We start from the raw sequence: 21,697 nt of genomic DNA, 5'->3' as shown, positions 1-21,697 counted from the left end.
GCTCATGAAACGCATCCTGTTCTGCGTGGTGCCCGAGAAGGGCCACGTCAATCCGTGCATCGGCCCGGCCCAGCATCTGCGCGCCGCCGGCTGCGACGTCGCGTTCTATGCGCCGGCCGACATCAGCGCACAGCTCGACGGCGCGGGCGGCTTCGCGTTCGTCGGGCCGCGCGAGACGCCCGAGCGCCACGACCTGTCGCGCGGCGCGAGCTTCGCCGCGAACATTCGCGACGCCGACTGGCTGCGGCACTGGATCCGCACGCTGCTGATCGACCTCGCGCCCGCGCAGGTGGACGGCATTCGCGCGGTGCTGCGCGAATGGCAGCCCGACGTGGTCGTGATCGATCCGCTGCTCTATGCGGCGGCGATTGCCGCCGAGCTGGAAGGGCTGCCGTGGGTGTCGATGTCCAATTCGCTGAATCCGGTGCTGCCGGACGATCTCGATTCGGAACTGCTGCGCACGGTGCGATGGCTCGAACCGGAACGCGCGCGCCTGTTCGCGCGCTACGGCCTCGACGCGCGCTTTCGCGGTTGCGACGTGCTGTCGCCGCACCTGACGCTCGCGTTTACGACCGACGCGCTGGTCGGCGCGCCGCCGCCCGGCGTCGAGCTGGTCGGCCCCGCGATGCCGTCTGGCCCGCGCGGCGACGAGACGGTGTTTCCGTGGGAACGCCTCGACGCGGATCGCCCGCTCGTCTATATGTCGCTCGGCAGCCAGCTTTACTACCACCCGGACCTGTTCGCGAAGGTGATCGACGCGACGCGTGCGACGGCCGCGCAACTGGTGCTGTCGGTGGGCGAACTGGTCGATTCGAATCTGCTGCCGGGGGGTGACGAACGCGTGATCGCGGTGCGTTACGCGCCGCAACTGGCGTTGCTGCGGCGCACGCACGCGTTCGTCAGCCACGGCGGCGCGAATTCGGTGATGGAGTCGCTCGCGTGCGGCGTGCCGATGCTGCTGTCGCCGTTCTGCAACGACCAGTTCCATTCGGCGCATTTCGTCGAGCGGGCCGGCGCCGGATGCGTGCTCGATCTGCGGCAGGCCGGCGTCGCGGCCATTACCGACGCGCTCGAACGCCTGTTGCGTGCCGGATCGTTGCGCGAGCAGGCGGCGCGGATCCGCGACAGCTATGCCGCGTGCGACGGCTCCGCGCAAGCGGCCCGCCTGATCAGCGCACTCGCTTCAGGAAGCCGCCTGGCGACAGCGTCATGAGCACCCGGTCCTCGATGTCGTGGTCGATTTCGAACCGGTCGTCGCGGCCAAGAAATTCGCGCGCGGCCGTGGCCGGGTTGTTGCCTCGGCCGTACGGCTTGCCGTCGAACATCGACTCGGGCAGGTACTCCATGATCGTGTCCATCACGATCGCGTAGCTGCCGGGCGTCACGAACGGCGCATAGCATTCGAGTTCGCGCAGCACGTGCGCGTGCGTATGCGTGAGATCGAGAATCGCCATCACGCGCGCGCCGTCGCCGATCTGCGCGCGCACCGACGCGAGCGTGTCGGCCGCGCACGATTCGCCTTCGATCAGCACCATGCGGTGGGCGAGCCGGTGCGCGTGCAGGCGCTGGCGGACCTCGTCGCGCAGGCGCGGCTCGATCGCGACGACGCGGCCATCGGTGCCCGCCAGCTCCAGCATCGACGCGGTGAACACCACGCCGCCGCCCGCCGCGATGCCGGTCTGCACGATGCAGTCGGGACGCTCGCGCCAGATGAGTTCCTGCAGCGCGAGCATGTCGCCGGGCAGATGGAAGAAGCGCTCGCCGAGCCAGCGGGTCTGGAACAGATGGCCGAATTCGGCGGCGCGCGTCAGCCATTCGATGTTGATGTCCCGCATGCGGGCCGAAGGACGCTCTGACATGGTCGATGCAACGAGTAGGAGTGACGTGAAAACGCTGGAATCGTGGCTTCACCGGTACTGGAACACCGGGCCGGCGCGCCTGCGGGCGCTGGCGTCGGGCCATACTAACAAAACGTATCTCGTCGAGGGCGATGCGGGGCGCACGGTGCTGCGCGTGTCGTGGTCCGGCAAGCCGGTCGCGCAGATGCGGCGCGAGGCGTCGATACTCGCGCGTCTCGGCGAGGCGCGCACGGTGTCGACGCTGCCCGCGCTGCCGCGGCTGCGGCCGACCGTCGACGCGCAACCCGGCGTGCAGACGCCCGATGGAAGCTGGTTGCATCTGTTCGAGCATATCGACGGCCGTCCCGGCCCGCCGGACGACCTGCATGCGGGGGCGATCGACGCGATGCGCACGCTCGCGCATCTGCATGCGGCGCTGGCCGCGATACCCGCCGGCGAAGCGGCGCCGCTGGCGTGGCTGTCGGCCCGTCATGCGCGCGTCGCGGCGCGCGCGATGCCGTCGCTGCCGGCCGGCTTGAGCGACGACTACGGCACGGTGATCCGGCGGATCGGCACGCATCTCGACGCGGCGGCATCGTGGTTGACGGGGCCGGTGCATTGGCTGCACGGCGACTATCACGCGGGCAACCTGCTGTATGTCGGCAATGCGGTGAACGGCGTGCTGGATTTCGACGACGTGGGGCAGGGCGCGCAATGGATCGAGGCCGCCTTTGCGTCGTTCGCGCTGTCGCGCGATGTGGGCCGGGACGATGGCTTCGTGTTCGACCGCGGGCGATGGGCGGCCGGCCTGGAGGCTTATGCGGCGACGCGGCCGGATGCGGCGCCGGCGTGGCTGCGCGACAACCACGACGCGCTGATGACGCTGTTCTGCGCGGATCAGACGCTGATCCATCTCGAGGCCGCGCAGCGCGGGCTGTGGATGCCGGGGCCCGGGATCGGTTTCCTTGGCGGCTGGCGCCAGTTGCTGGACGGGACGGTGCCCGCGGGTTAGCGGGGCGTCGCGTCGGCGCGCCGCCGGTTCAGGAACAGGCGCACGGCTTCGACCGTGTTGGGCCGCGCTTCGCCATGCCGCGACCCGTCGTGCAGGCAGAACAGCACGTCGCGCTGCCGCGCCGTGCAAGCGTCGACATGCGCGCACATCGCGTCGAACAGCGCCTGGGGTGACGGGGGCGGTCGCTGCCAGTCGTCCAGTATCGCGGTCCAGCCGGTGTGTTCGCGCCGCAGGCGCGCGAGCACGGCCGCGCGATCGTCGTGCGGCATCAACCCGTACGGAAGGCGCAGCGGGATCGTGTCGGGCGCGGCAAGGCCGGCGCGGCGGTAGACGTCGCGGATCAGCGCATCGGTTGCATCGATCTCGTCGATCAGTGCGGCGTCCGCGAGCGCGCCCGGTTTCGCATGCGAATAGGTGTGATTGCCGAGCCGGTGGCCTTCGCGCGCGATTCTCGTCGCAACGTCGAGCGCGCGTGGCAAGTGCTGGCCGAGCACGAAGAACGTCGCCGCGCACGAGGCGTCGCGCAGCACGTCGAGCAGCGCGGGCGTCGACGGGCCGGGGCCGTCGTCGAAACTGAGGTGAATGGACGTCATGGATTGCCAGGCTCGCTCACTGAACTGGCTCGATGGCCAGCGGGCAGGTGCCGACCGGCCGCAGCCGGGAGCCGGTCCATTCGTAGAAGAAGCGGGCCGCTTTCGCGTGGCCGTCGCCGCAATCGTCGTTGAAGCAGCCTGCGACGATCAGCAGCCTGCTGCCGGCACGGAAGTCGACGCGCTCGTCGTCGTTGCCCATCACGCCCGAGATGGCCGTCACGCCGGGCATCGTGTACGTCGCGCCCGTGTTCTTGTCGAGGATCGCGAAATTTCGGCAATCCGTTCCGCAACCCCAGATCGCGACGCGGTAGTGGCCGGCAAAATTGGCCGGTCGGGCGAATGCGTCACGAATGACGGTGCGGTACAGGCGCGCTTCGCTGCTGGCGAGCCGAGGCGCGCCAGCAGGTTTGCGCGGCGCGCGGGTGGCGGCCGGCGCCGGATAACGGTCGAACGAAGGCGAGGCGCAGGTCGCGGCCGCCGCGGCCGCGGGTGCCGCACCGGCGGTACCGGCGCCGGCCATCGGCGCGATCGAGGCGCCGGCGATCAGCAGAAGTCGATGGGCGAGCGTCACGCGCGTGTTCTTCATGTTCGAGAGGGATGTCGGGCCGCAGCGGCCGAGCTGCCGGCGACGACGATTCTATGACGCTTCGCGCGGGGCGGCGACACGGAATGGCTGTCGTGCGCTTGCCGCCCCCGCGATGCCGCGCGGAATCGCTCCGTCGAGCGTCGTCAAACCGCCGCGATATCACGCTGCCTGACGTTTCACGCCGCCTCTGCGCGGCTCAATCGGCCAGCCGCTTGTCGGCGAGCGCCTTGCAGCAGTCCTCGTACACCCACTGCACGAGTTTGGCCCGATAGTCGAGATCGTCGGTATCGACGATTTCCTCGACCGCGTCGCGCGCCCACGACGCGTCGACGAAGCCTGCATGCCGCTTCGCGATGTCCTGCGCGAGCGCCGCGAGCCTGGCGACCGCGAGCCAGTCGGCCTGGCGGTGATGGCGGTCGAGCCAGCGGTGCGCGGCCTGGACCTGGAACGCGGCGTCCGGCCAGGATTCGTTGAGGTAAAACGCGCCGAGGTTGCCGCAGGTGAGCCAGCAAAGCAGCTCCAGGCGGTCTTGCGAGCCGAGGGTATGGGATGCGTCGGACATGGCAGCGCTCACGAAGTGCGTCGATTCCGGGCGGCGCCGGCCGCAACGGGCCGATGCCGATAGTAAAAACATAGCACGATGCGGGCCCGGCCGCGCACCCGGGCGGACGCTGACGCGGCGTTGGCCGGACGAAGGCGCCGCCGGCCATGCGCGCGGGCGGCGGAGCGCCGGCGCGGGGCCTCGCCGGTCCTTTCGGACGGCTGTCATTCGTCACACCAGCCACCGAAACGCTCGCTAGAATGGCGGCTTCCCTGGAGGCGGAACACGATGAAAATCTACGACCAGTTCTACATCGACGGCGCATGGCGCAAACCGGCCGGCACCGGCACGATCGACGTGATCGATTCGGGCACCGAAGCCGTGATCGGCCGGATTCCCGAGGGCGTCGCGTCCGACGCGCAGGCCGCGATCCGCGCGGCGCGCGCGGCCTTCGACGCGTGGGCGGCCACGCCGGCCGCGACGCGCGCGGGTTACCTGCGCAAGATCGTCGAGCATCTGCAGGCGCGCAGCGAGGAACTCGCGCAGTCGATCACCGGCGAAGTCGGCATGCCGATCAAGTTGTCGCGGGCGATCCAGGTCGGCGGCCCGATCTACAACTGGAAGGCGTATGCGAAGCTCGCCGAATCGTTCGAATTCGACGCGCGGGTCGGCAATTCGCTGGTGGTGCGCGAGCCGGTCGGCGTCGTCGCGGCGATCACGCCGTGGAACTACCCGCTCAACCAGGTCACGCTGAAGGTCGCGCCGGCGCTCGCGGCCGGCTGCACGGTGGTGCTGAAGCCGTCGGAAGTCGCGCCGCTGAACGCATTCATGCTCGCCGAAGCGATCCACGAGGCCGGGCTGCCGGCCGGCGTGTTCAACCTGGTGTGCGGGTATGGCCCGGTCGTCGGCGAGGTGCTGGCCAGCGATCCGGACGTCGACATGGTGTCGTTTACCGGCTCGACGCGCGCGGGCAAGCGCGTGGCCGAGCTGGCGGCCGCGGGCGTCAAGCGCGTCGCGCTCGAGCTGGGCGGCAAGTCGGCGTCGGTGATCCTCGACGATGCCGATTTCGCGACGGCCGTGAAGGGCACGGTCAACGCGTGCTACCTGAACGCGGGCCAGACCTGCTCCGCGCATACGCGGATGCTGGTGCCGCAAGCGCGCTACGAAGAGGCGCGCGAGCTCGCGAAGGCGGCCGCCGAGTCGTACGTCGCGGGCGACCCGCGGCACGAGGCGACGCGCCTCGGCGCGCTGGCGTCGGCCGCGCAGCAGCAGCGCGTGCAGGCGTATATCCAGCGCGGCATCGACGAAGGCGCGGAACTCGTGACGGGCGGCACCGGATTGCCGGCAGGGCTCGAAAAGGGTTTCTTCGTGAAGCCGACCGTGTTCGGCCGCGTCGATCCGAAATCGACGATCGCGCAGGAAGAGATCTTCGGGCCGGTGCTGTCGATCATCACGTATCGCGATGAAGACGAGGCCGTGCGGATCGCGAACGATTCGCCGTACGGGCTCGGCGGTGCGGTGTGGGCAGGCAGCGACGAGCGCGCGATGCGCGTCGCGCGCCGCATCCGCACGGGGCAGGTCGACATCAACGGCGGCACGTGGAACGCCGCCGCGCCGTTCGGCGGCTTCAAGCAGTCGGGGTACGGCCGCGAGAACGGCGTGTACGGGCTCGAAGAGTATCTCGAGTACAAGTCGATACAGTTGAAGCCGGCGAAGCCGGCCTGAACGCCGCTCGCGGCCCGAATCGGAAACGGCACGCTCGCGTGCCGTTTTTTTCTTGACGGCCGTCAAGGTGCGCGGCGGTGGATCGTCGATCATCGCGGTTCCGATGTTCCGACGAGGTTTCAGATGACCGTACGCACTTCCTTTCCGCCGCTGACGATCCGCGGCCGCACCTTGCTGCCCGTCGTGCAGGGCGGCATGGGCGTCGGCATCTCCGCGCACCGGCTGGCGGGCAGCGTCGCGCGCGAAGGCGCGGTCGGCACGATCGCGAGCATCGACCTGCGCCACCATCATGCGGATCTGCTCGCGCGTTGCCGCGCGCAACCCGATCGCGCGACGCTCGAGGCGGCGAACCTCGACGCGCTCGCGCGCGAGATCCGTCTCGCGAAAACGTACAGCGAAGGCCGCGGGATGATCGCGGTCAACGTGATGAAGGCGGTGAGCGCGCATGCGGACTACGTGCGGGTCGCGTGCGACGAGGGCGCGGACGCGATCGTGATGGGCGCGGGCCTGCCGCTCGATCTGCCCGACCTCACGCAAGGGCGCGACATCGCGCTGATCCCGATCCTGTCGGACAGCCGCGGGATCGCGCTGGTGCTGAAGAAGTGGATGAAGAAGGGCCGCTTGCCCGATGCGATCGTGATCGAGCATCCGGCGCACGCGGGCGGCCACCTCGGCGTCACGCAGCTCGACGACATGCACGACGGCCGCTTCGATTTCGCGCGCGTGCTCGACGAGACCGCGCAGGTGATGGCGTCGCTCGGTGTCGCCCGCGACACGATCCCGCTGATCGTGGCCGGCGGGATCAACAGCCACGACACGGTGCGCGCGGCGTTCGCGGCCGGCGCGAACGGCGTGCAGGTCGGGACGCCGTTCGCGGTGACCGAAGAGGGCGATGCGCATCCGCGTTTCAAGCGCGTGCTTGCCGATGCGACGCCCGACGACATCGTCGAATTCGTCAGCGTGACGGGGCTGCCGGCACGTGCGGTGAAGACGCCGTGGCTCGATCGTTACCTGCGCAACGAGACGCGCATTCGCAACAAGCTCGGCGCGTTCAGGCAGCGTTGCCCGACCGCGCTCGAATGCCTGAGCGTATGCGGGCTGCGCGACGGCATCGAGAAATTCGGCCACTTCTGCATCGACACGCGGCTCGCGGCCGCGCTGCGCGGCGACGTCGCGAACGGGCTGTTCTTCCGCGGCCGCGAAGCGTTGCCGTTCGGCCGCGCGATCCGCAGCGTGCGCGATCTGCTCGACCTGCTGCTGACGGGCAGTGCGACCGAGCCTGCGGCAAACCGTCCCACGTTTACGCTGGCTTGACCAATATCAAGATGACGAAAAGACCCTACAGGGAGAATGGAAACCATTCTTTGGGGGTCCGTACCATGCATAAAACGATTCGAACTTGTGTCACCACCGCCGCCGTCGCGGCGAGCGTCCTCGCGATGCCGTCGCTGTCGTACGCGGCATCGCCGGGGGACGGCATCAATCAGGGTGACGTACTGGTTCGGCTTCGCGCGATCAGCATCCAGCCGAACGAGCGCGCGAGCGACACGCTCGGCGCGATCAACACGGGCGTGAACAACGCGATCGTGCCCGAGCTCGACTTCACGTACATGATCCGCGACTACCTGGGCGTGGAACTGATTCTCGGCACGTCGCGGCACCAGATGACGTCGAGCCTCGGCAATCTCGGCGGCGTGGGCGTGCTGCCGCCGACGCTCTTGCTGCAGTATCACTTCAACCATGCCGGCAAGGTGCGTCCGTACGTCGGCGCCGGGTTGAACTACACGTACTTCTACAACAACGGGCTCAACGTCGGCGGGCAGGGTGTGTCGATCAACAAGAGCAGCTTCGGCCCCGCGCTGCAGTTCGGCGTGGACGTGCAGTTGACGAAGAAGGTGTTCATGAACGTCGACGTGAAGAAGATCTGGATGAGCACCGATGCGACGTTGGGCGACAAGGGCATCGGCACGCTGCACATCGATCCGCTGATCGTCGGCGTGGGCGTCGGGATGAAGTTCTAGACGCGACTGTAAAAGAACAGAGTTGGGGTTGGCGGCATGGCGGTCGGCATGCCGCTCTTTTTTTGTGCGCGCGGATTTACAGCTTGTCGTACTGGAAGCGCATCGCGGTGCCTTCGCGCGTGATGCGTTCCCACACCGCCCGCTTTTCGTCATCGCTCAGGAATACCCAGTTCGAGACTTCGACGGCCGTGCGGCCGCAGCCCTTGCAGACTTCGTCGAAAAGCGTCGAGCACACGCCGATGCAGGGGCTGTCGGGGAGGTCGTGAAGATTGGAGGCCATCGGCAGGGTTCGCGCAGTTGAATCGTGAGCCGCCATTTTAATGCATCGCGGCGGCCCGGCCGGGCGTCGCCGCCCGCATGTCGTCCCGCGCGGGAGCGCGACAGTCCGGCCGGGCGTTGCGCGCGGCCGTCGAACGGGCCGCCCGCCATGCAAACGCGGATTCGCCGCCGTCCGCTTTTGCCGGTGGACAACCGCCGATTACCCGATAGAATTCCCCCGGAACGCCCCGCCGCACGGGCGGCTCGACCGACCGGCGGCGGGAATCTGTTCCGTTTGCGCGACACCGGCATGATTTTTTTGTGACGGGGCGCGAATGATGGTAGTTTTCGGGGTTTTCGAGGGGCGGCGCGCCGGAATGCGCCGCCATGACGAGGCAGACGGCAGCCGGGCAATGCGTCCGGCCGAAGGGAGAACGGGATGAAAGCAAAGGTAGTGGGCCGGTTCGCGGCGCTCGCGCTGTGCGTGGGCGCATCGGCGGCAGCGGCGAAGGATACGCAGCTCAATGTCTATAACTGGTCGGACTACATTGCGAAGGACACGATCCCGAACTTCGAGAAGCAGACGGGCGTCAAGGTCCGCTACGACAACTACGACAGCGACGACACGCTGCAGGCGAAGCTGCTGACGGGCAGCTCGGGCTACGACATCGTCGTGCCGACCAGCAACTACGCGGGCAAGCAGATCGCCGCCGGCATCTTCGCGCCGCTCGACAAGTCGAAGCTGCCGAACCTCAAGTACCTCGATCCGCAACTGATGGCGCTCGTCGCCGGCGCGGATCCGGGCAACAAGTACTCGGTGCCCTGGGCGTACGGCACGACCGGTCTCGCGTACAACCTGACGAAGGCGCAGCAGGCCCTCGGCAAGGTGCCGCTCGACAACTGGGACATCCTGTTCAAGCCGGAAAACATCGCGAAGCTGAAGACCTGCGGCGTGTCGGTGCTCGACGCGCCCGACCAGATGTTCGCGGCGACGCTGCACTACATCGGCAAGGATCCGATGAGCACGAACCCGGCCGACTACAAGGCCGCGATGGACGTACTGAAGAAGATCCGCCCGTACATCACCCAATTCAACTCGTCGGGCTACATCAACGACCTGGTCGGCGGCGACATCTGCTTCGCGTTCGGCTGGTCGGGCGACGTCGTGATCGCGAAGCATCGCGCGATCGAGGCGAAGAAGCCGTACAAGGTCGAGTACTACATTCCGAAGGGCGGCGCGCCGGTGTGGTTCGACGTGATGGCGATCCCGAAGGACGCGAAGAACAAGGAAGCCGCGCTGCAGTGGATCAACTACATCGAGGATCCGAAGGTGCACGCGGCGATCACCAACGCGGTGTACTACCCGAGCGCCAACACCGAGGCACGCAAGTACGTGCGGCCCGACGTCGCGAACGACCCGGCCGTCTACCCGCCGGCCGACGTCGTGAAGACGCTGTTCCTGCTCAAGCCGCTGCCGCCTGAAATCCAGCGTCTGCAGACGCGTCTGTGGACCGAGTTGAAGTCGGGCCGCTGACGCGAGCCGAAGTGAACCCGCGGTCATGAAGCCCCTGGTGCCCCCGGGGGCTTTGTTCGTCTAACGCAGGAGAGAAGCAGCACATCATGAATAGCCAGTCGGGCGCGCCGGTTGCGGGCGCGCCGTTCTCCGTTTCCTCCTCCGGCGCCGATGCGCGCGCCGAGAACTTCATCCAGATCGTTGACGTCGTCAAGAAATTCGGCGACACCGAAGCCGTGCGCAGCGTCAACCTGACCGTGCGCCAGGGCGAGCTGTTCGCGCTGCTCGGCAGCTCGGGCTGCGGCAAGTCGACGTTGCTGCGGATGCTCGCGGGCCTCGAGACGGTCACGTCGGGCAAGATCCTGATCGACGGCGAGGACCTCGCGCAGATGCCGCCGTACAAGCGGCCCGTGAACATGATGTTCCAGTCGTATGCGCTGTTCCCGCACATGTCGGTCGAGTCGAACGTCGCGTTCGGGCTCAAGCAGGAAGGCACGCCGAAGGCCGAGCTGAAGGCGCGTGTCGCGTCCGCGCTCGAACTCGTGCAGATGGGCAAGTACGCGAAGCGCAAGCCGCACCAGTTGTCCGGCGGCCAGCAGCAGCGTGTCGCGTTGGCCCGCTCGCTGGTCAAGCGCCCGAAGCTGCTGCTGCTCGACGAGCCGATGTCCGCGCTCGACAAGCAGATCCGCCAGCGCACGCAGATCGAGCTCGTCAACATCCTGAACAAGGTCGGCGTCACGTGCATCATGGTCACGCACGACCAGGAAGAGGCGATGACGATGGCGAACCGGCTCGCGGTGATGAGCGAAGGCCAGATCGTGCAGATCGGCTCGCCGAACGAAGTGTACGAATACCCGAACAGCCGCTTCTCGGCCGAATTCATCGGCTCGACGAACCTGTTCGACGGCGTGACGGTCGAGGACGAGCCCGATCACGTGTACATCGAATCGCCGGAGCTGCCGAGCCGGCTGTACGTGAGCCACGGGATCTCGGGCCCGCTCGGGATGCCGGTCACGGTGTCGGTGCGCCCCGAGCGGATCGCGCTCACGCGCAAGCCGCCCGAAGGCGCGTTCAACTGGGCGCGCGGCCGGATCAGCAACGTCGCGTACATGGGCGGCTATTCGCTGTATCACGTGAAGCTCGACGGGGGCAAGACGGTGATCGCGAACGTGTCGAGCCTCGCGATTTCGGAACTCGACACGCCGGCGCTCGCCGACGAGATCTACGTGCGCTGGAGCGCGACCGCCGGCGTGGTGCTGACGTCATGAACGCGTTCAAGTCCCTGCTCGAGTGGCCGGTGCGGCGCTTCAACCTGACGGGCGCCACGGCGGTCGTGGCTGGCCCGTTCACGTGGCTCGTGCTGTTCTTCCTCGTGCCGTTCGTGCTGGTCGTGAAGATCAGCTTCGCGGAGCTGCAGCTCGGCATCCCGCCGTATACGGAACTCGCGTCGTACGCGGACGGCGTCGTGCACATCGCGCTGAACCTGTCGCACTACGCGTTCCTGTTGACCGACAGCCTGTATTTCGCGACCTACGTGAATTCGGTGGTGGTGGCCGCGATCACGACGCTGCTGTGCCTGCTGCTCGGCTATCCGATGGCGTATTACATCGCGCGCTCGAACCCGGCCACCCGCAACCTGCTGATGATGGGCGTGATGCTGCCGTTCTGGACGTCGTTCCTGATCCGCGTGTACGCGTGGATCGGCATCCTGAAGAACAACGGGCTGCTGAACAACTTCCTGATGTGGATCGGGCTCACCCATGCGCCGATCGAGCTGTACCGCACGAACTACGCGGTGTACATCGGGATGGTGTATTCGTATCTGCCGTTTCTCGTGATGCCGCTCTACGCGCACCTCGTGAAGATGGACCTGCGCCTGCTCGAGGCCGCGTACGACCTCGGCGCGAAGCCGTGGAAGGCGTTCGTGCAGATCACGCTGCCGCTGTCGAAGAACGGGATCATCGCGGGCTGCCTGCTGGTGTTCATTCCGGCGGTCGGCGAATACGTGATTCCGGAGCTGCTCGGCGGCGCGAATACGCTGATGATCGGCCGCGTGATGTGGAACGAGTTCTTCAACAACGCGGACTGGCCGATGGCGTCGGCCGTGACCTGCGCGATGGTGCTGCTGCTGCTCGTGCCGATGGCGATGTTCCAGCACTTCCAGGCGAAGGAACAGGGAGGCCGTCGATGAAGCCGAATCGCTACCTGCAGTTCGCGGCGCTGTTCGTCGGCTTCGCGTTCCTGTACATCCCGATCCTCAGCCTGATCGTCTATTCGTTCAACGAGTCGAAGCTCGTCACCGTGTGGTCGGGCTTCTCGTTCCGCTGGTACGCGGCGCTCGTCGAGGACGACGAGCTGCTGACGGCCGCGTGGCTGTCGCTGAAGATCGGCGTGCTGACCGCGTTCGCGTCGGTGTTCATCGGCACGTGGGCCGGCTTCGTGCTCGCGCGGATGGGGCGCTTTCGCGGCTTCGCGCTGTTCAGCGGGATGATCAACGCGCCGCTCGTGATCCCCGAGGTGATCCAGGGGATCTCGCTGCTGCTGCTGTTCATCGAGCTCGCGAAGTGGATCGGCTGGCCGGCCGAGCGCGGCGTGTTCACGATCTGGCTCGGCCACGTGATGCTGTGCATTTCCTACGTCGCGATCATCGTGCAGTCGCGCGTGCGCGAGCTGAATCCGTCGCTGGAAGAAGCCGCGCTCGATCTCGGCGCGACGCCGCTGAAGGTGTTCTTCACGATCACGCTGCCGCTGATCTCGCAGGCGTTGATCGCCGGCTGGCTGCTGTCGTTCACGCTGTCGATCGACGACCTCGTGCTGTCGGCGTTCCTGTCGGGCCCCGGCTCGACGACGCTGCCGCTCGTCGTGTTCTCGCGCGTGCGCCTCGGTCTGAACCCGGAGATGAACGCGCTCGCGACGCTGTTCATCATCGCGGTGACGGCCGGCGTCGTGATCGCGAACTTCGTGATGCTGCGTCAGGAACGCAAGCGGATGGCGGGGTTCGCGGCCTGACGCGCCGGTTGCGGCCGTGATGAAAAACGCCCGGTGCCGACGACGAGTCGGGCCGGGCGTTTTGTTTGGCGGCGCGTCACGATCGCCGGCCCGTCGCCGGCGTTCATGCGCCGAACGCCGCCTTCGCCAGCAGCCCCAGCGCGACGCACACGAGCACGGCCGCGAACCCGGCCTGCACGTGCCGCGCGGCGAGGTGGCGCGACGCGCCGCGGCCGATCGCCATCCCGAGCGCGGTCGCGACGGTGAACCACAGCGTCACGTCGAGCGGCGCGCGCGTGCCCGACACGAGCGTGGCCAACACGCCGCCGGTGCCGACCAGCGCGATCACCATCAGCGACGTCGCGACCACCCCATGCATCGACACGTTCGTGAACTTGCGCAGCATCGGCACGATCACGAAGCCGCCGCCGACACCGAGCAATCCCGTCATCAAGCCCGTGACCGCGCCGGTGGACGCCAGTGCGATGCCCACGGGCCACGACCACACGAGCCGGCCCGTATCGGGATTCACGCGGCCGACGCACAGCGGCGACGCGTCCGCATCGGCCGCCTGCCGCCGCAGCGCCTGTCGCCACAGGCGGCCGGCGACGACCAGCATCGTCAGCGCGAACAGCGCGAGTAGCAGGCGCTGCGGCAGCACGTGCGCGAGCCGCACGCCGAGCGTGGTCAGCGGCACGCCGGCCACGGCCATCAGCAGCGCGGCGCGATAGCGCACGAGCCCGCGCCGGAAGCCTTCGAGCGCGCCGAGCGCCGCGCTGCCGGCCACCGCGACGAGCGCGACGGGCGTGGCCTGCTGCATCGGCCAGCTCATTCCGACGACGAGCGCCGGCACCGCGAGAATGCCGCCGCCGGCGCCGGTCAGGCCGAGCACGGCGCCGACGAAACCGCCGAGCACGAGGGAAATCAGCATGACGTCATCGCGCTCCGGTCAGCGTGCGATCGCGGGCTTCGCGAGCCATTCGCGGCCCTTGAGCATCGCCTTCCAGTAGAGCGGCGGCAGCACGCGCTCCTTGAGCAGCCATGCGAGCCGCGATGGTCGCTTGCCGTCGATCAGCCATGCGGGGAAGGTCGGCGCGACCTTGCCGCCGTACAGGAACTCGGCGAGCACGATCTTGCCGCGCTCGACGGTGAGCGGGCACGAGCCGTAGCCGTCGTACATCGCGTCGCCGTGCGCGCGGCCGAGCGACGCGAGCACGTTGTGCGCGACGACGGGCGCCTGCTTGCGGGCGGCCGCGGCCGTTTTCGCATTGGTCGTGTTGGTGACGTCGCCGAGCGCGTAGATGTCGGCAAACTGCTTGTGCCGCAGCGTCGCCGGATCGACGTCGATCCAGCCGGCCGCGTCGGCGAGCGGGCTCGCGCGCACGAAGTCCGGCGCCTTCTGCGGCGGCACGACGTGGATCATGTCGAACGCGCGCTCGACGGTTTCCTTGCCGCCTTCCGGCAGCGCGCGCGAGAACGTCGCACGGCGCGCGGGCCCGTCGATCGCGACGAGGTTGTGGCCGAACGACAGCGCGATGTCGTAGCTTTTCACGTACTCCATCAGCGCGGGCACGTAATCGGCGACGCCGAACAGCGCGCCGCCCGCATTCAGGAATTCGACGTTCGCGGCCGCGAGTCGGCCCGTGCGCCGCCAGTGGTCGCATGACAGGTACATCGCCTTTTGCGGCGCGCCCGCGCACTTGATCGGCATCGGCGGTTGCGTGAACAGCGCATTGCCGCTGCGGAACGCGCGCACGAGCTCCCACGTGTACGGCGCGAGATCGTAGCGGTAGTTCGACGTGACGCCGTTGCGGCCGAGCGTGTCGGCGAGGCCGTCGATCGCGTGCCAGTCGAGCTTGAGCCCCGGACAGACGACGAGCTTGCGATAGCCGATGCGCCGGCAGCCGTCGAGCACGACCGCATGCGCGTCGGGCTCGAAGCCCGCGACGGCGGCCTGGATCCGTTGCACGCCGCGCGGCAGCACGTCGGTCATCGGCCGCGCGGTGGTGCCGGGCTGGAACACGCCCGCGCCGACCATCGTCCAGCCGGGCTGGTAATAGTGGACGTCGGCCGGATCGATCACCGCGATGTCGAGCGACGCGTCGCGCGCGAGCAGGCTCGACGCGACCGCGATGCCCGCCGCACCGGCGCCGACGATCACGACGTCGTGCCGTGCGTCCACGGTCGGCGCCGTCCGGCGGCCACCTGGCGAGACACGCGAGGCGAGTGCGCTCAGATCGTAGCCAGCCGCGCCGGCGGCGGCCACGAGGTCGTCCAGCGGCCGCAGCCCGGCTTGCGACAGCGCCCACAGCGTGGCCGAACGCGTGCCGCTGCGGCAGTACGCGAGCACGGGCCCGTCGAGCGACGCAAGCAGCGCACCGAACTGCGCGGCCTGGTCGTCGGTTACCTTGCCAGTATCGACCGGCAGGTAATGCACGTCGATGCCGAGCGGCGCGGCGGCCGAGCGGATCTCGGTGACGGTCGGCTGGTCGGCGCCTTCGCCGTCGGGCCGGTTGCAGATGATCGCGCGGATGCCGGCCGCGTGAAGCGCGGGCAGGTCGGCCGCCGCGATCTGCGGCGAGACCGACAGCGTGTCGGTCAGCTTGCGGATGGTCATGTCGGGGTTCTCCGGATGGGCGGGGCGCACGGCTCAGATCGCGTCGAGCGGAATCTTCAGGTAGCGCACGCCGTTGTTCTCGGGTTCGGGCAGGTGGCCGGCGCGCATGTTGACCTGCACGGACGGCAGCATCAGCACGGGCATGTCGAGCGTCGCGTCGCGCGCGGTGCGCATCGCGACGAAATCGTCCTCGGTCACGCCGTCCTTCACGTGCACGTTCGCGCGGCGCTGCTCGGCGACGGTCGTCACGAACTGCACGTCGCGGCCGCCCGGCTGGTAGTCGTGGCACAGATACAGGCGCGTGTCGGGCGGCAGCGCGAGCACGCGCGCGATCGAGCGGTACAGCGTGCGCGCGTCGCCGCCGGGGAAGTCGCAGCGCGCCGTGCCGTAGTCGGGCATGAACAGCGTGTCGCCGACGAACGCCGCGCGCTGTGTCGCATCGTCCACGCAGTAGGTCATGCACGCGGGCGTGTGGCCCGGCGTGTGCAGTGCGCGGATCGTCAGCGCGCCGAGCGCGAGCGTGTCGCCGTCGTCGACGAGCCGGTCGAACTGGCGGCCGTCTTCCGCGAAGCCGGGGCCGGCGTTGAACAGCGTGCCGAACACGTGCTGCACGCGACGCACGTGCGAGCCGATCGCGATCCGGCCGCCGAGCCGCGCTTTCAGATACGGCGCGGCCGACAGGTGGTCGGCGTGCACGTGCGTTTCCAGCAGCCAGTGCACGGTCGCGCCGAGTTCGGCGACGCGCGCGATCAGCCGGTCGGCGCTGGCCGTGCGCGTGCGGCCGGATTTCGGGTCGTAGTCGAGCACGCTGTCGATCAGCGCGCACGCGCGGCTCGCCGTATCGAGCAGGAGATAGCTGACGGTGTGGGTCGCCGGGTCGAAAAAACCTTCGACCGACAGGGCGGGGGCGTGGCTCACGGGGTGTCCTCGATCGGGTTCTGCATCTGCAATCGCAGTCTTTACTTCAAGAAGCGTGCCAACCTGCGGTGCAGCGTCCACCGATGTGGCAAGGACTTGATTCGGCTCGGTTTTTCGGTGCATCGGCGGCCCGCTGAAGGCGGCGGCGACATCCGGTTGACGACGATGACTGCCACAGCTGGCAGTGTCGTGGCAGAATTGGCAGCCTGCCTGGCAGTCCGTCCGGGCGCCCCTTCGCCGAGCGAGCCGCCGCATGAATCCGCACGACACCATTCCGATCGTCCCCGCCCCGCGCCACGACGCGATGCCCGACGTACGCGCACTCGTCGCGTATCTCGAGCAGGACCCGCAGCCGATGATCGTGGTCGATCCCGACTACCGGATCCTCGCGGCGAACGACGCGTACCGGCGCCAGTTCGGTGTGGCCGGCGTCGAGCACGTGGGCCGGCACTGTTTCCAGGTGTCGCATCACTACGACGTGCCGTGCGACCAGGCCGGCGAGCATTGCCCGATGAAGCAGGCGCTCGAATCGCGCGGGCTGAACCGCGTGCTGCACATCCATCACACGCCGCGCGGCCCCGAGCATGTCGACGTCGAGCTGCGGCCGATCTTCGATGCGCACGGCAACGTGATCGCGTATGTCGAGCGGCTGACGACGGTGCGCAGCGCGTCCGCGCAGCCGAGCGCGGAAGGGCTCGTCGGCGGCTCCGACGCGTTCAACGCGGCGCTCGGCGCGCTGCAGCGCGTGGCACCCTCGACGCTGCCGGTGCTGCTGCTCGGCGAATCGGGCACGGGCAAGGAGCTGTTCGCCCGCGCGTTGCACGAGGCGAGCGACCGCGCGATGGGGCCGTTCGTCGTCGTCGATTGCTCGGGGATCGCCGAGACGCTGTTCGAGAGCGAGCTGTTCGGCTACGAGAAGGGCGCGTTCACGGGCGCGAACCAGCGCAAGCCGGGCCTCGTCGAAACCGCGCAGGGCGGCACGCTGTTTCTCGACGAGATCGGCGACGTGCCGCTGCCGATGCAGGTGAAGCTGCTGCGGCTGATCGAATCGGGGACGTTCCGGCGTGTCGGCGGCGTCGAGGCGCTGCGCGCCGATTTCCGGCTCGTCGCGGCCACCCACAAGCCGCTGCGCGAGATGATCGACGACGGCCGGTTCCGGCAGGATCTCTACTACCGGATCAACGCGTTTCCGATTCCGCTGCCGGCGCTGCGCGAACGGCGGGGCGACGTCGCGCTGCTGGCCGAATCGATCCTGCGGCGCATCGCGAACGCGCGCGGCAAGGCGGGCGACGCGAATGCCCGGCCGTTCACGTTGACCGAACGCGCGCGCGCATGCCTCGACGCGTATGCGTGGCCCGGCAACATCCGCGAGCTGCGCAACGTGCTCGAACGCGCGTGCCTGTTCGCGGACGACGGGACGATTCGCGTCGAACACCTGCCGGCCGAGCTGGTCGCGGCCGCGGCCGCGCCGCACGTGCAGGCGGCGGACACGCGCGGCGTGTCGGACGCGGAGCTCGTGCGCATCGCGCGCGCGTTCGACGGCACGCGCAAGGCGCTCGCCGAACGGCTCGGATTGAGCGAGCGGACGTTGTACCGGCGGATGAAGGCGCTCGGTCTCGGTACGCGGGAGCGCTGAACGGCGGGTGTCGCGCGAGGCTGTCGCCGGCACGCGGCTTCGTCGATAATGGCGCGTTCGATTCTCACCCCGTCGCCGATGAAAATACGCTTCCTTTTGCCTGGCCTGTTTCTCACGGCGGCAGTGCTGTCCAATCCCGTACAGGCGGCCGATTACACGTGGACCGACGCGGCCGGCGCGCATGCCGTGACGCTCGCCAGAACCGTTTCCGGCGGCGACGTCGAGCTCAAGGTGTCCGCGACGCTCGACGGCCGCCCCGACTGGACGGTGCGCGACTACGTGAAGGATTGCCCGGTCGACGTGATTCTCGACGTCGTGCCGAAATCGATCGAGATGCGCGACGTGCTCGGCACCGGTCGCAAGCAGTTCCTGTTCGCGTACAAGATCGGTTGCCGCGGCGACGTGAGTGCCGATCAGGTCAAGTATTTCCTGATCGACGCAGGGACGAAGTACGTGCTGCGCGGCGAGGAAACCGTGACGGTCAACGGCAAGTTGGTCGACGGCGGCGCGGCGCCCGTGCCGAACGCGGACCTGAAGGCGCAGCCCGCGTTTCTGCGTTACATGACGAAGCGCTGGCGCGGGATCAGCATGCGCAGCGACTAGGGTGTGTTATTGGCGTGATTGGGCCCTGGCCGGACGCCCGGCCGGTGAGCGCGCGATACCGGCCGCCAATGGCGAAACGGGCGGCAAACGGGAAATCCGCTCGCCGCCCGCCCGTCATGCGATCAACGCACCGGCGCCAACTGCGCCATCGCTGCGCGCATGAAACCGAGCAGTGTGTCGTCGGTCCACGAGTCCTTCGACAGCGCCGGCTCGTTCATCAACGCCTGACGGAATTTCGCGTGCGTGGCCGGATCGTCGCCCGCGTAGCTGCGGAACAGCTCGAGCCAGCGCTGCGCGAGCGCGCGGCCTTGCGGCGAATCGGGCGGCGTGCCCGCATCGATCGCATCGCGCACGTCGGCCATCAGTTGCGGCCATTCCATCGCGCGTTCGGCGTAGTGCGCCCGCATGAAGCGGATCTCGTTCGGCGTGAGGTACTTCTCGAAGAGCCGCATCTTCGTTTCCGATGATGCGCGCAGCACGTAGTCGCGCAACGCGGTCGAGATGCCGAACTTCGACTGCATCGACGGCTCCTGCTCGTGCATCAGGTTCAGCTTCGCGAGCAGCCGCGGATCGTTGTTCGTGTCGCACACCAGCAGCGCCATCCAGCGCGCGGCGAGCGCACGCACGCGCTCGTCCTCGGCGGGCACGCCCGCCTCGTGCAGCGCACGAACTTGCGCGACGAGCGCGATCCATTCCGCGTCGCCGGCCTGGCTCTTCTGGTACATCGGCAGGCGCGCGAGTTCTTCCTCGGAGAAATATTTGTCGTACACGGTCATCAACTCCAGTGTGGTGAGCCAATCGGCCAGTTCCGGCTCGGTGCCCGCCGCGAGCTGCGCATGCAGGCTCGCGAGCCGCTCGCGCAGTTGCGCGGTTTGCGCGAGCTGGCGGTCGAGCGACGCGATCTGCTTCGCGACGAGATCGACGAGCGGGGTGCCGGGCTGGTTCAGGTAGTCGCCGATTTCGGCGAGCGACAGTCCGAAGCGACGCAGGGCCTGGATCTGGTGGAGCCGGGCGATGTCGTCGCGGTCGTACAGCCGGTAGCCGTTGTCGGCGCGCGCCGAAGGCGTCAGCAGGCCGATGGCGTGATAGTGATGAAGCGTGCGGACGGTCAGCCCGCTGCGTTTCGCCAGTTCTCCCACTTTCAGCCGCATTCGTTCCTCCGTTCAGTGCGCACACTGGAGTCTCGAACGTTACGCTACGTGAGGGTCAAGCGGAAGATCGGCGATCGGACGCGCGTGGCGGGTAGCCGCACGCGCGTCCGATCCGGGGGGGGGGGCCGGTTATTGCGCCGAAGGCGCGGCGTCGGGCGCGGCGGCGCGTGCTTCCTTGCCGGCGGCAGTGTCGCCGGCGGCGTTGCCGGCCTTGTCGGACGGCGCGTCCTTGCCGGCCGGCGGCGTGCCCATCGCCTGGTAAAGCCGCGCGGTATCCGCGAGCCGCGCACCGGTCGCGCGAATCTCGTCGAGCCGCGCATTGCGGTACTGCAACTCGCTCGCGCGCGCGGCCGACGGCGGCAGCGCGCCGAGCCGCACGCGGGCGGCCGCGTCGTCGTACGCGCCCCGTGCGGACAGCGCGGCGCGCGACGACGCGTCGAGCGCTTGCGCGTCGTGCTCGAGCGCCGCGAGCGAATCGGCGACGTTCTGGAACGCGCCGAGCACCGCCTGCTTGTACTGGTCGACCGCGGCCTCGTAAGTCGCCTTCGCCGCGCGGCGCTGCGCGAGCAGCGCGCCGCCGTGAAAGATCGGCTGGCTCAGCGACGCGCCGACGTTCCAGATCGCGCCGGCGCCCGACAGCATCGTTGGCCAGCTGAAGCCGCCTTTGCCCATCGCCGCCGACAGCGACAGTTGCGGGAACATCTGCGCGGTCGCGAGGCCCACTTCGGCGGCGGCGGCCTTCAGCCCCGCATCGGCGGCCTGGATGTCGGGGCGGCTTTGCAGCAGGTCCGACGGCACGACGACGGGCACCTGTTCGGGCAGGTGCAGATCGGCGAGCGCGAGATCGGCCGGCGGCCGGTCGGGCGTACGGCCGACCAGCACCGCGAGCGCATGGCGCGCCGAGTCGCGCTGCTGGCGCAGCGCGGGCAGGCTCGCCGCGAACGTGTCGGCGCTTTGCCGGGCATTGAGCGCGTCGCTGCGCGATGCCGAACCGAGCGCGTAACGGCGCTCGGCGTCGTGCGCCTGGTCGTTCGCGAGCGCGACGAGCCGCTCGGTGGTCTCGATCTGCGCATTGAGCACCGACACGGTGATCGACGCCGTGACGATGTTCGCGGCCAGCGCACGCCGCGCGGATTCGAGCTGGAACGCGCTGACGTCGACGCGTTTCGCGAGCGCGCGGTTCGCGAAGCGCGACACGCCGAACAGGTCGACCGTGTAGCTCGCCTGCAGTTGCCCGACGAACGTGTCGTACAGCAGCGTCGGCGCGCCGAGCGCGGGAATCGGCACGCCGAGCGCGCGCTGGCGCGCGGCCTGGCCGACCGCGTCGATCGACGGCAGCATCGAGCTGCCGATCTGGCCGCGCAACTGTTCGCGCGCGGCATCCAGCGAATGCGACGCCGCGCTCAGCGTCGGGCTGTTGCGCAGCCCTTCGTCGACGAGCGCGTTCAGCGCATCGGAACGGTATTGTTTCCACCAGTCCGGCACCGGCTGTGCGCCGACCTCGAACTGCTGCGCGACGCCATGCGCGGACACGGTCTGCTCGACCTGCGGCGCGGCGCCATAGTGCGCGGGCGACGGCATCGCGGGCGGCTCGCCGCTCGGCGCGAACCACGCGCAGCCCGCGAGCGGGCCGGCGAGGCTCGCCGCCGCGAGCGCCCGCACGGTTTTCGTTTTCAGGGTCATCGATCGATTCATGG

General features: G+C 68.7%; 21 protein-coding genes. 11 read left to right on the top strand and 10 right to left on the bottom strand.

Annotation, left to right across the window (positions count from 1 at the left end):
• Positions 1–4 precede the first annotated feature (4 nt).
• Positions 5–1,213, top strand: a complete 1,209-nt coding sequence (locus WS64_RS07670; protein WP_060966162.1) for a glycosyltransferase — start codon at positions 5–7, stop codon at positions 1,211–1,213.
• Here the strand turns inward: WS64_RS07670 and WS64_RS07665 are convergent.
• A complete protein-coding gene (locus tag WS64_RS07665) occupies positions 1,170–1,859 on the bottom strand; it encodes a cephalosporin hydroxylase family protein (RefSeq protein WP_060966161.1) in 690 nt (229 codons plus the stop codon). The two genes, WS64_RS07670 and WS64_RS07665, sit on opposite strands and share 44 nt — an antisense overlap.
• Between WS64_RS07665 and WS64_RS07660 the strand changes: the two genes are divergently transcribed.
• Positions 1,858–2,850 carry a phosphotransferase gene (locus WS64_RS07660; RefSeq protein ID WP_208606849.1) on the top strand — a complete coding sequence of 331 codons (993 nt, stop codon included), beginning with the start codon at positions 1,858–1,860 and terminating at the stop codon, positions 2,848–2,850. The genes WS64_RS07665 and WS64_RS07660 overlap by 2 nt on opposite strands.
• Here the strand turns inward: WS64_RS07660 and WS64_RS07655 are convergent.
• The 3 genes from WS64_RS07655 to WS64_RS07645 all read right to left on the bottom strand — a co-directional run bounded on the left by WS64_RS07655 (position 2,847) and on the right by WS64_RS07645 (position 4,591).
• Positions 2,847–3,443, bottom strand: coding sequence for a polysaccharide deacetylase family protein (locus WS64_RS07655; RefSeq protein ID WP_060966159.1), 597 nt, complete (start codon positions 3,441–3,443; stop codon positions 2,847–2,849). The two genes, WS64_RS07660 and WS64_RS07655, sit on opposite strands and share 4 nt — an antisense overlap.
• 16 nt (positions 3,444–3,459) lie before the next feature.
• Positions 3,460–4,014, bottom strand: coding sequence for a hypothetical protein (locus WS64_RS07650; protein ID WP_155720433.1), 555 nt, complete (start codon positions 4,012–4,014; stop codon positions 3,460–3,462).
• 211 nt (positions 4,015–4,225) lie between these two features.
• Positions 4,226–4,591, bottom strand: coding sequence for a hypothetical protein (locus WS64_RS07645; protein ID WP_027784520.1), 366 nt, complete (start codon positions 4,589–4,591; stop codon positions 4,226–4,228).
• 267 nt (positions 4,592–4,858) lie between these two features.
• Here WS64_RS07645 and WS64_RS07640 point away from each other — a divergent pair, with 267 nt between their 5' ends.
• The 3 genes from WS64_RS07640 to WS64_RS07630 all read left to right on the top strand — a co-directional run bounded on the left by WS64_RS07640 (position 4,859) and on the right by WS64_RS07630 (position 8,316).
• Complete coding sequence (locus WS64_RS07640) at positions 4,859–6,295, top strand: aldehyde dehydrogenase family protein (RefSeq protein WP_059583475.1); 1,437 nt, start codon at positions 4,859–4,861, stop codon at positions 6,293–6,295.
• 123 nt (positions 6,296–6,418) lie between these two features.
• Positions 6,419–7,609, top strand: a complete 1,191-nt coding sequence (locus WS64_RS07635) for an NAD(P)H-dependent flavin oxidoreductase (RefSeq protein ID WP_060966158.1) — start codon at positions 6,419–6,421, stop codon at positions 7,607–7,609.
• Positions 7,610–7,674: 65 nt separating this feature from the next.
• The gene (locus WS64_RS07630; protein ID WP_060966157.1) at positions 7,675–8,316 is read left to right on the top strand and encodes an OmpW/AlkL family protein; all 642 of its coding nucleotides are present in this window, start codon (positions 7,675–7,677) and stop codon (positions 8,314–8,316) included.
• A gap of 76 nt (positions 8,317–8,392) precedes the next feature.
• Here WS64_RS07630 and WS64_RS07625 read toward each other — a convergent pair whose 3' ends face one another.
• Positions 8,393–8,596, bottom strand: a complete 204-nt coding sequence (locus WS64_RS07625) for a DUF1289 domain-containing protein (RefSeq protein WP_060966156.1) — start codon at positions 8,594–8,596, stop codon at positions 8,393–8,395.
• A 417-nt stretch (positions 8,597–9,013) separates the two neighbouring features.
• Here WS64_RS07625 and WS64_RS07620 point away from each other — a divergent pair, with 417 nt between their 5' ends.
• The 4 genes from WS64_RS07620 (at position 9,014) to WS64_RS07605 (ending at position 13,096) form a co-directional block, all read left to right on the top strand.
• Positions 9,014–10,108: a polyamine ABC transporter substrate-binding protein gene (locus WS64_RS07620; RefSeq protein WP_059645918.1), complete on the top strand. Its 1,095-nt coding sequence runs from the start codon at positions 9,014–9,016 to the stop codon at positions 10,106–10,108.
• Positions 10,109–10,194: 86 nt separating this feature from the next.
• Positions 10,195–11,355: an ABC transporter ATP-binding protein gene (locus WS64_RS07615; RefSeq protein WP_059583465.1), complete on the top strand. Its 1,161-nt coding sequence runs from the start codon at positions 10,195–10,197 to the stop codon at positions 11,353–11,355.
• Entirely contained in the window at positions 11,352–12,278 is a 927-nt protein-coding gene (locus tag WS64_RS07610; RefSeq protein WP_060966155.1) for an ABC transporter permease subunit, read from the top strand. The genes WS64_RS07615 and WS64_RS07610 overlap by 4 nt, the downstream gene beginning before the upstream one ends.
• Positions 12,275–13,096, top strand: a complete 822-nt coding sequence (locus tag WS64_RS07605; RefSeq protein WP_059583461.1) for an ABC transporter permease subunit — start codon at positions 12,275–12,277, stop codon at positions 13,094–13,096. The genes WS64_RS07610 and WS64_RS07605 overlap by 4 nt, the downstream gene beginning before the upstream one ends.
• Positions 13,097–13,199: 103 nt before the next feature.
• Here the strand turns inward: WS64_RS07605 and WS64_RS07600 are convergent, their stop codons facing one another.
• Genes WS64_RS07600 through WS64_RS07590 form a run of 3 tightly spaced genes read right to left on the bottom strand, consistent with a single transcriptional unit; the run spans position 13,200 to position 16,610 of the window.
• Positions 13,200–14,006, bottom strand: coding sequence for a sulfite exporter TauE/SafE family protein (locus WS64_RS07600; RefSeq protein ID WP_060966154.1), 807 nt, complete (start codon positions 14,004–14,006; stop codon positions 13,200–13,202).
• An 18-nt stretch (positions 14,007–14,024) separates the two neighbouring features.
• Positions 14,025–15,692, bottom strand: coding sequence for a bifunctional protein tyrosine phosphatase family protein/NAD(P)/FAD-dependent oxidoreductase (locus WS64_RS07595; protein WP_060966153.1), 1,668 nt, complete (start codon positions 15,690–15,692; stop codon positions 14,025–14,027).
• A 33-nt stretch (positions 15,693–15,725) separates the two neighbouring features.
• Positions 15,726–16,610 carry an MBL fold metallo-hydrolase gene (locus WS64_RS07590; RefSeq protein ID WP_059583456.1) on the bottom strand — a complete coding sequence of 295 codons (885 nt, stop codon included), beginning with the start codon at positions 16,608–16,610 and terminating at the stop codon, positions 15,726–15,728.
• A 253-nt stretch (positions 16,611–16,863) separates the two neighbouring features.
• Between WS64_RS07590 and WS64_RS07585 the strand changes: the two genes are divergently transcribed.
• Both WS64_RS07585 and WS64_RS07580 read left to right on the top strand, forming a co-directional pair.
• Positions 16,864–18,246: a sigma-54 interaction domain-containing protein gene (locus WS64_RS07585; protein ID WP_060966152.1), complete on the top strand. Its 1,383-nt coding sequence runs from the start codon at positions 16,864–16,866 to the stop codon at positions 18,244–18,246.
• 78 nt (positions 18,247–18,324) lie between these two features.
• The gene (locus WS64_RS07580) at positions 18,325–18,849 is read left to right on the top strand and encodes a M949_RS01915 family surface polysaccharide biosynthesis protein (RefSeq protein ID WP_059645995.1); all 525 of its coding nucleotides are present in this window, start codon (positions 18,325–18,327) and stop codon (positions 18,847–18,849) included.
• A gap of 122 nt (positions 18,850–18,971) precedes the next feature.
• Here the strand turns inward: WS64_RS07580 and WS64_RS07575 are convergent, their stop codons facing one another.
• Together WS64_RS07575 and WS64_RS07570 are read right to left on the bottom strand one after the other, a co-directional pair.
• Positions 18,972–20,000 carry a MerR family transcriptional regulator gene (locus WS64_RS07575; RefSeq protein ID WP_060966151.1) on the bottom strand — a complete coding sequence of 343 codons (1,029 nt, stop codon included), beginning with the start codon at positions 19,998–20,000 and terminating at the stop codon, positions 18,972–18,974.
• Positions 20,001–20,129: 129 nt separating this feature from the next.
• Positions 20,130–21,695 (bottom strand): efflux transporter outer membrane subunit, encoded by a 1,566-nt coding sequence (locus tag WS64_RS07570; protein ID WP_060966150.1) that lies wholly within the window; start codon positions 21,693–21,695, stop codon positions 20,130–20,132.
• Between the last annotated feature and the right edge of the window lie 2 nt (positions 21,696–21,697).

It is taken from the genome of Burkholderia anthina (assembly GCF_001547525.1).
Lineage (GTDB): Bacteria > Pseudomonadota > Gammaproteobacteria > Burkholderiales > Burkholderiaceae > Burkholderia > Burkholderia semiarida.
The sequence above is the reverse complement of the archived record's forward strand: the minus strand, read 5'-3'. Positions and strand labels throughout refer to the sequence as shown.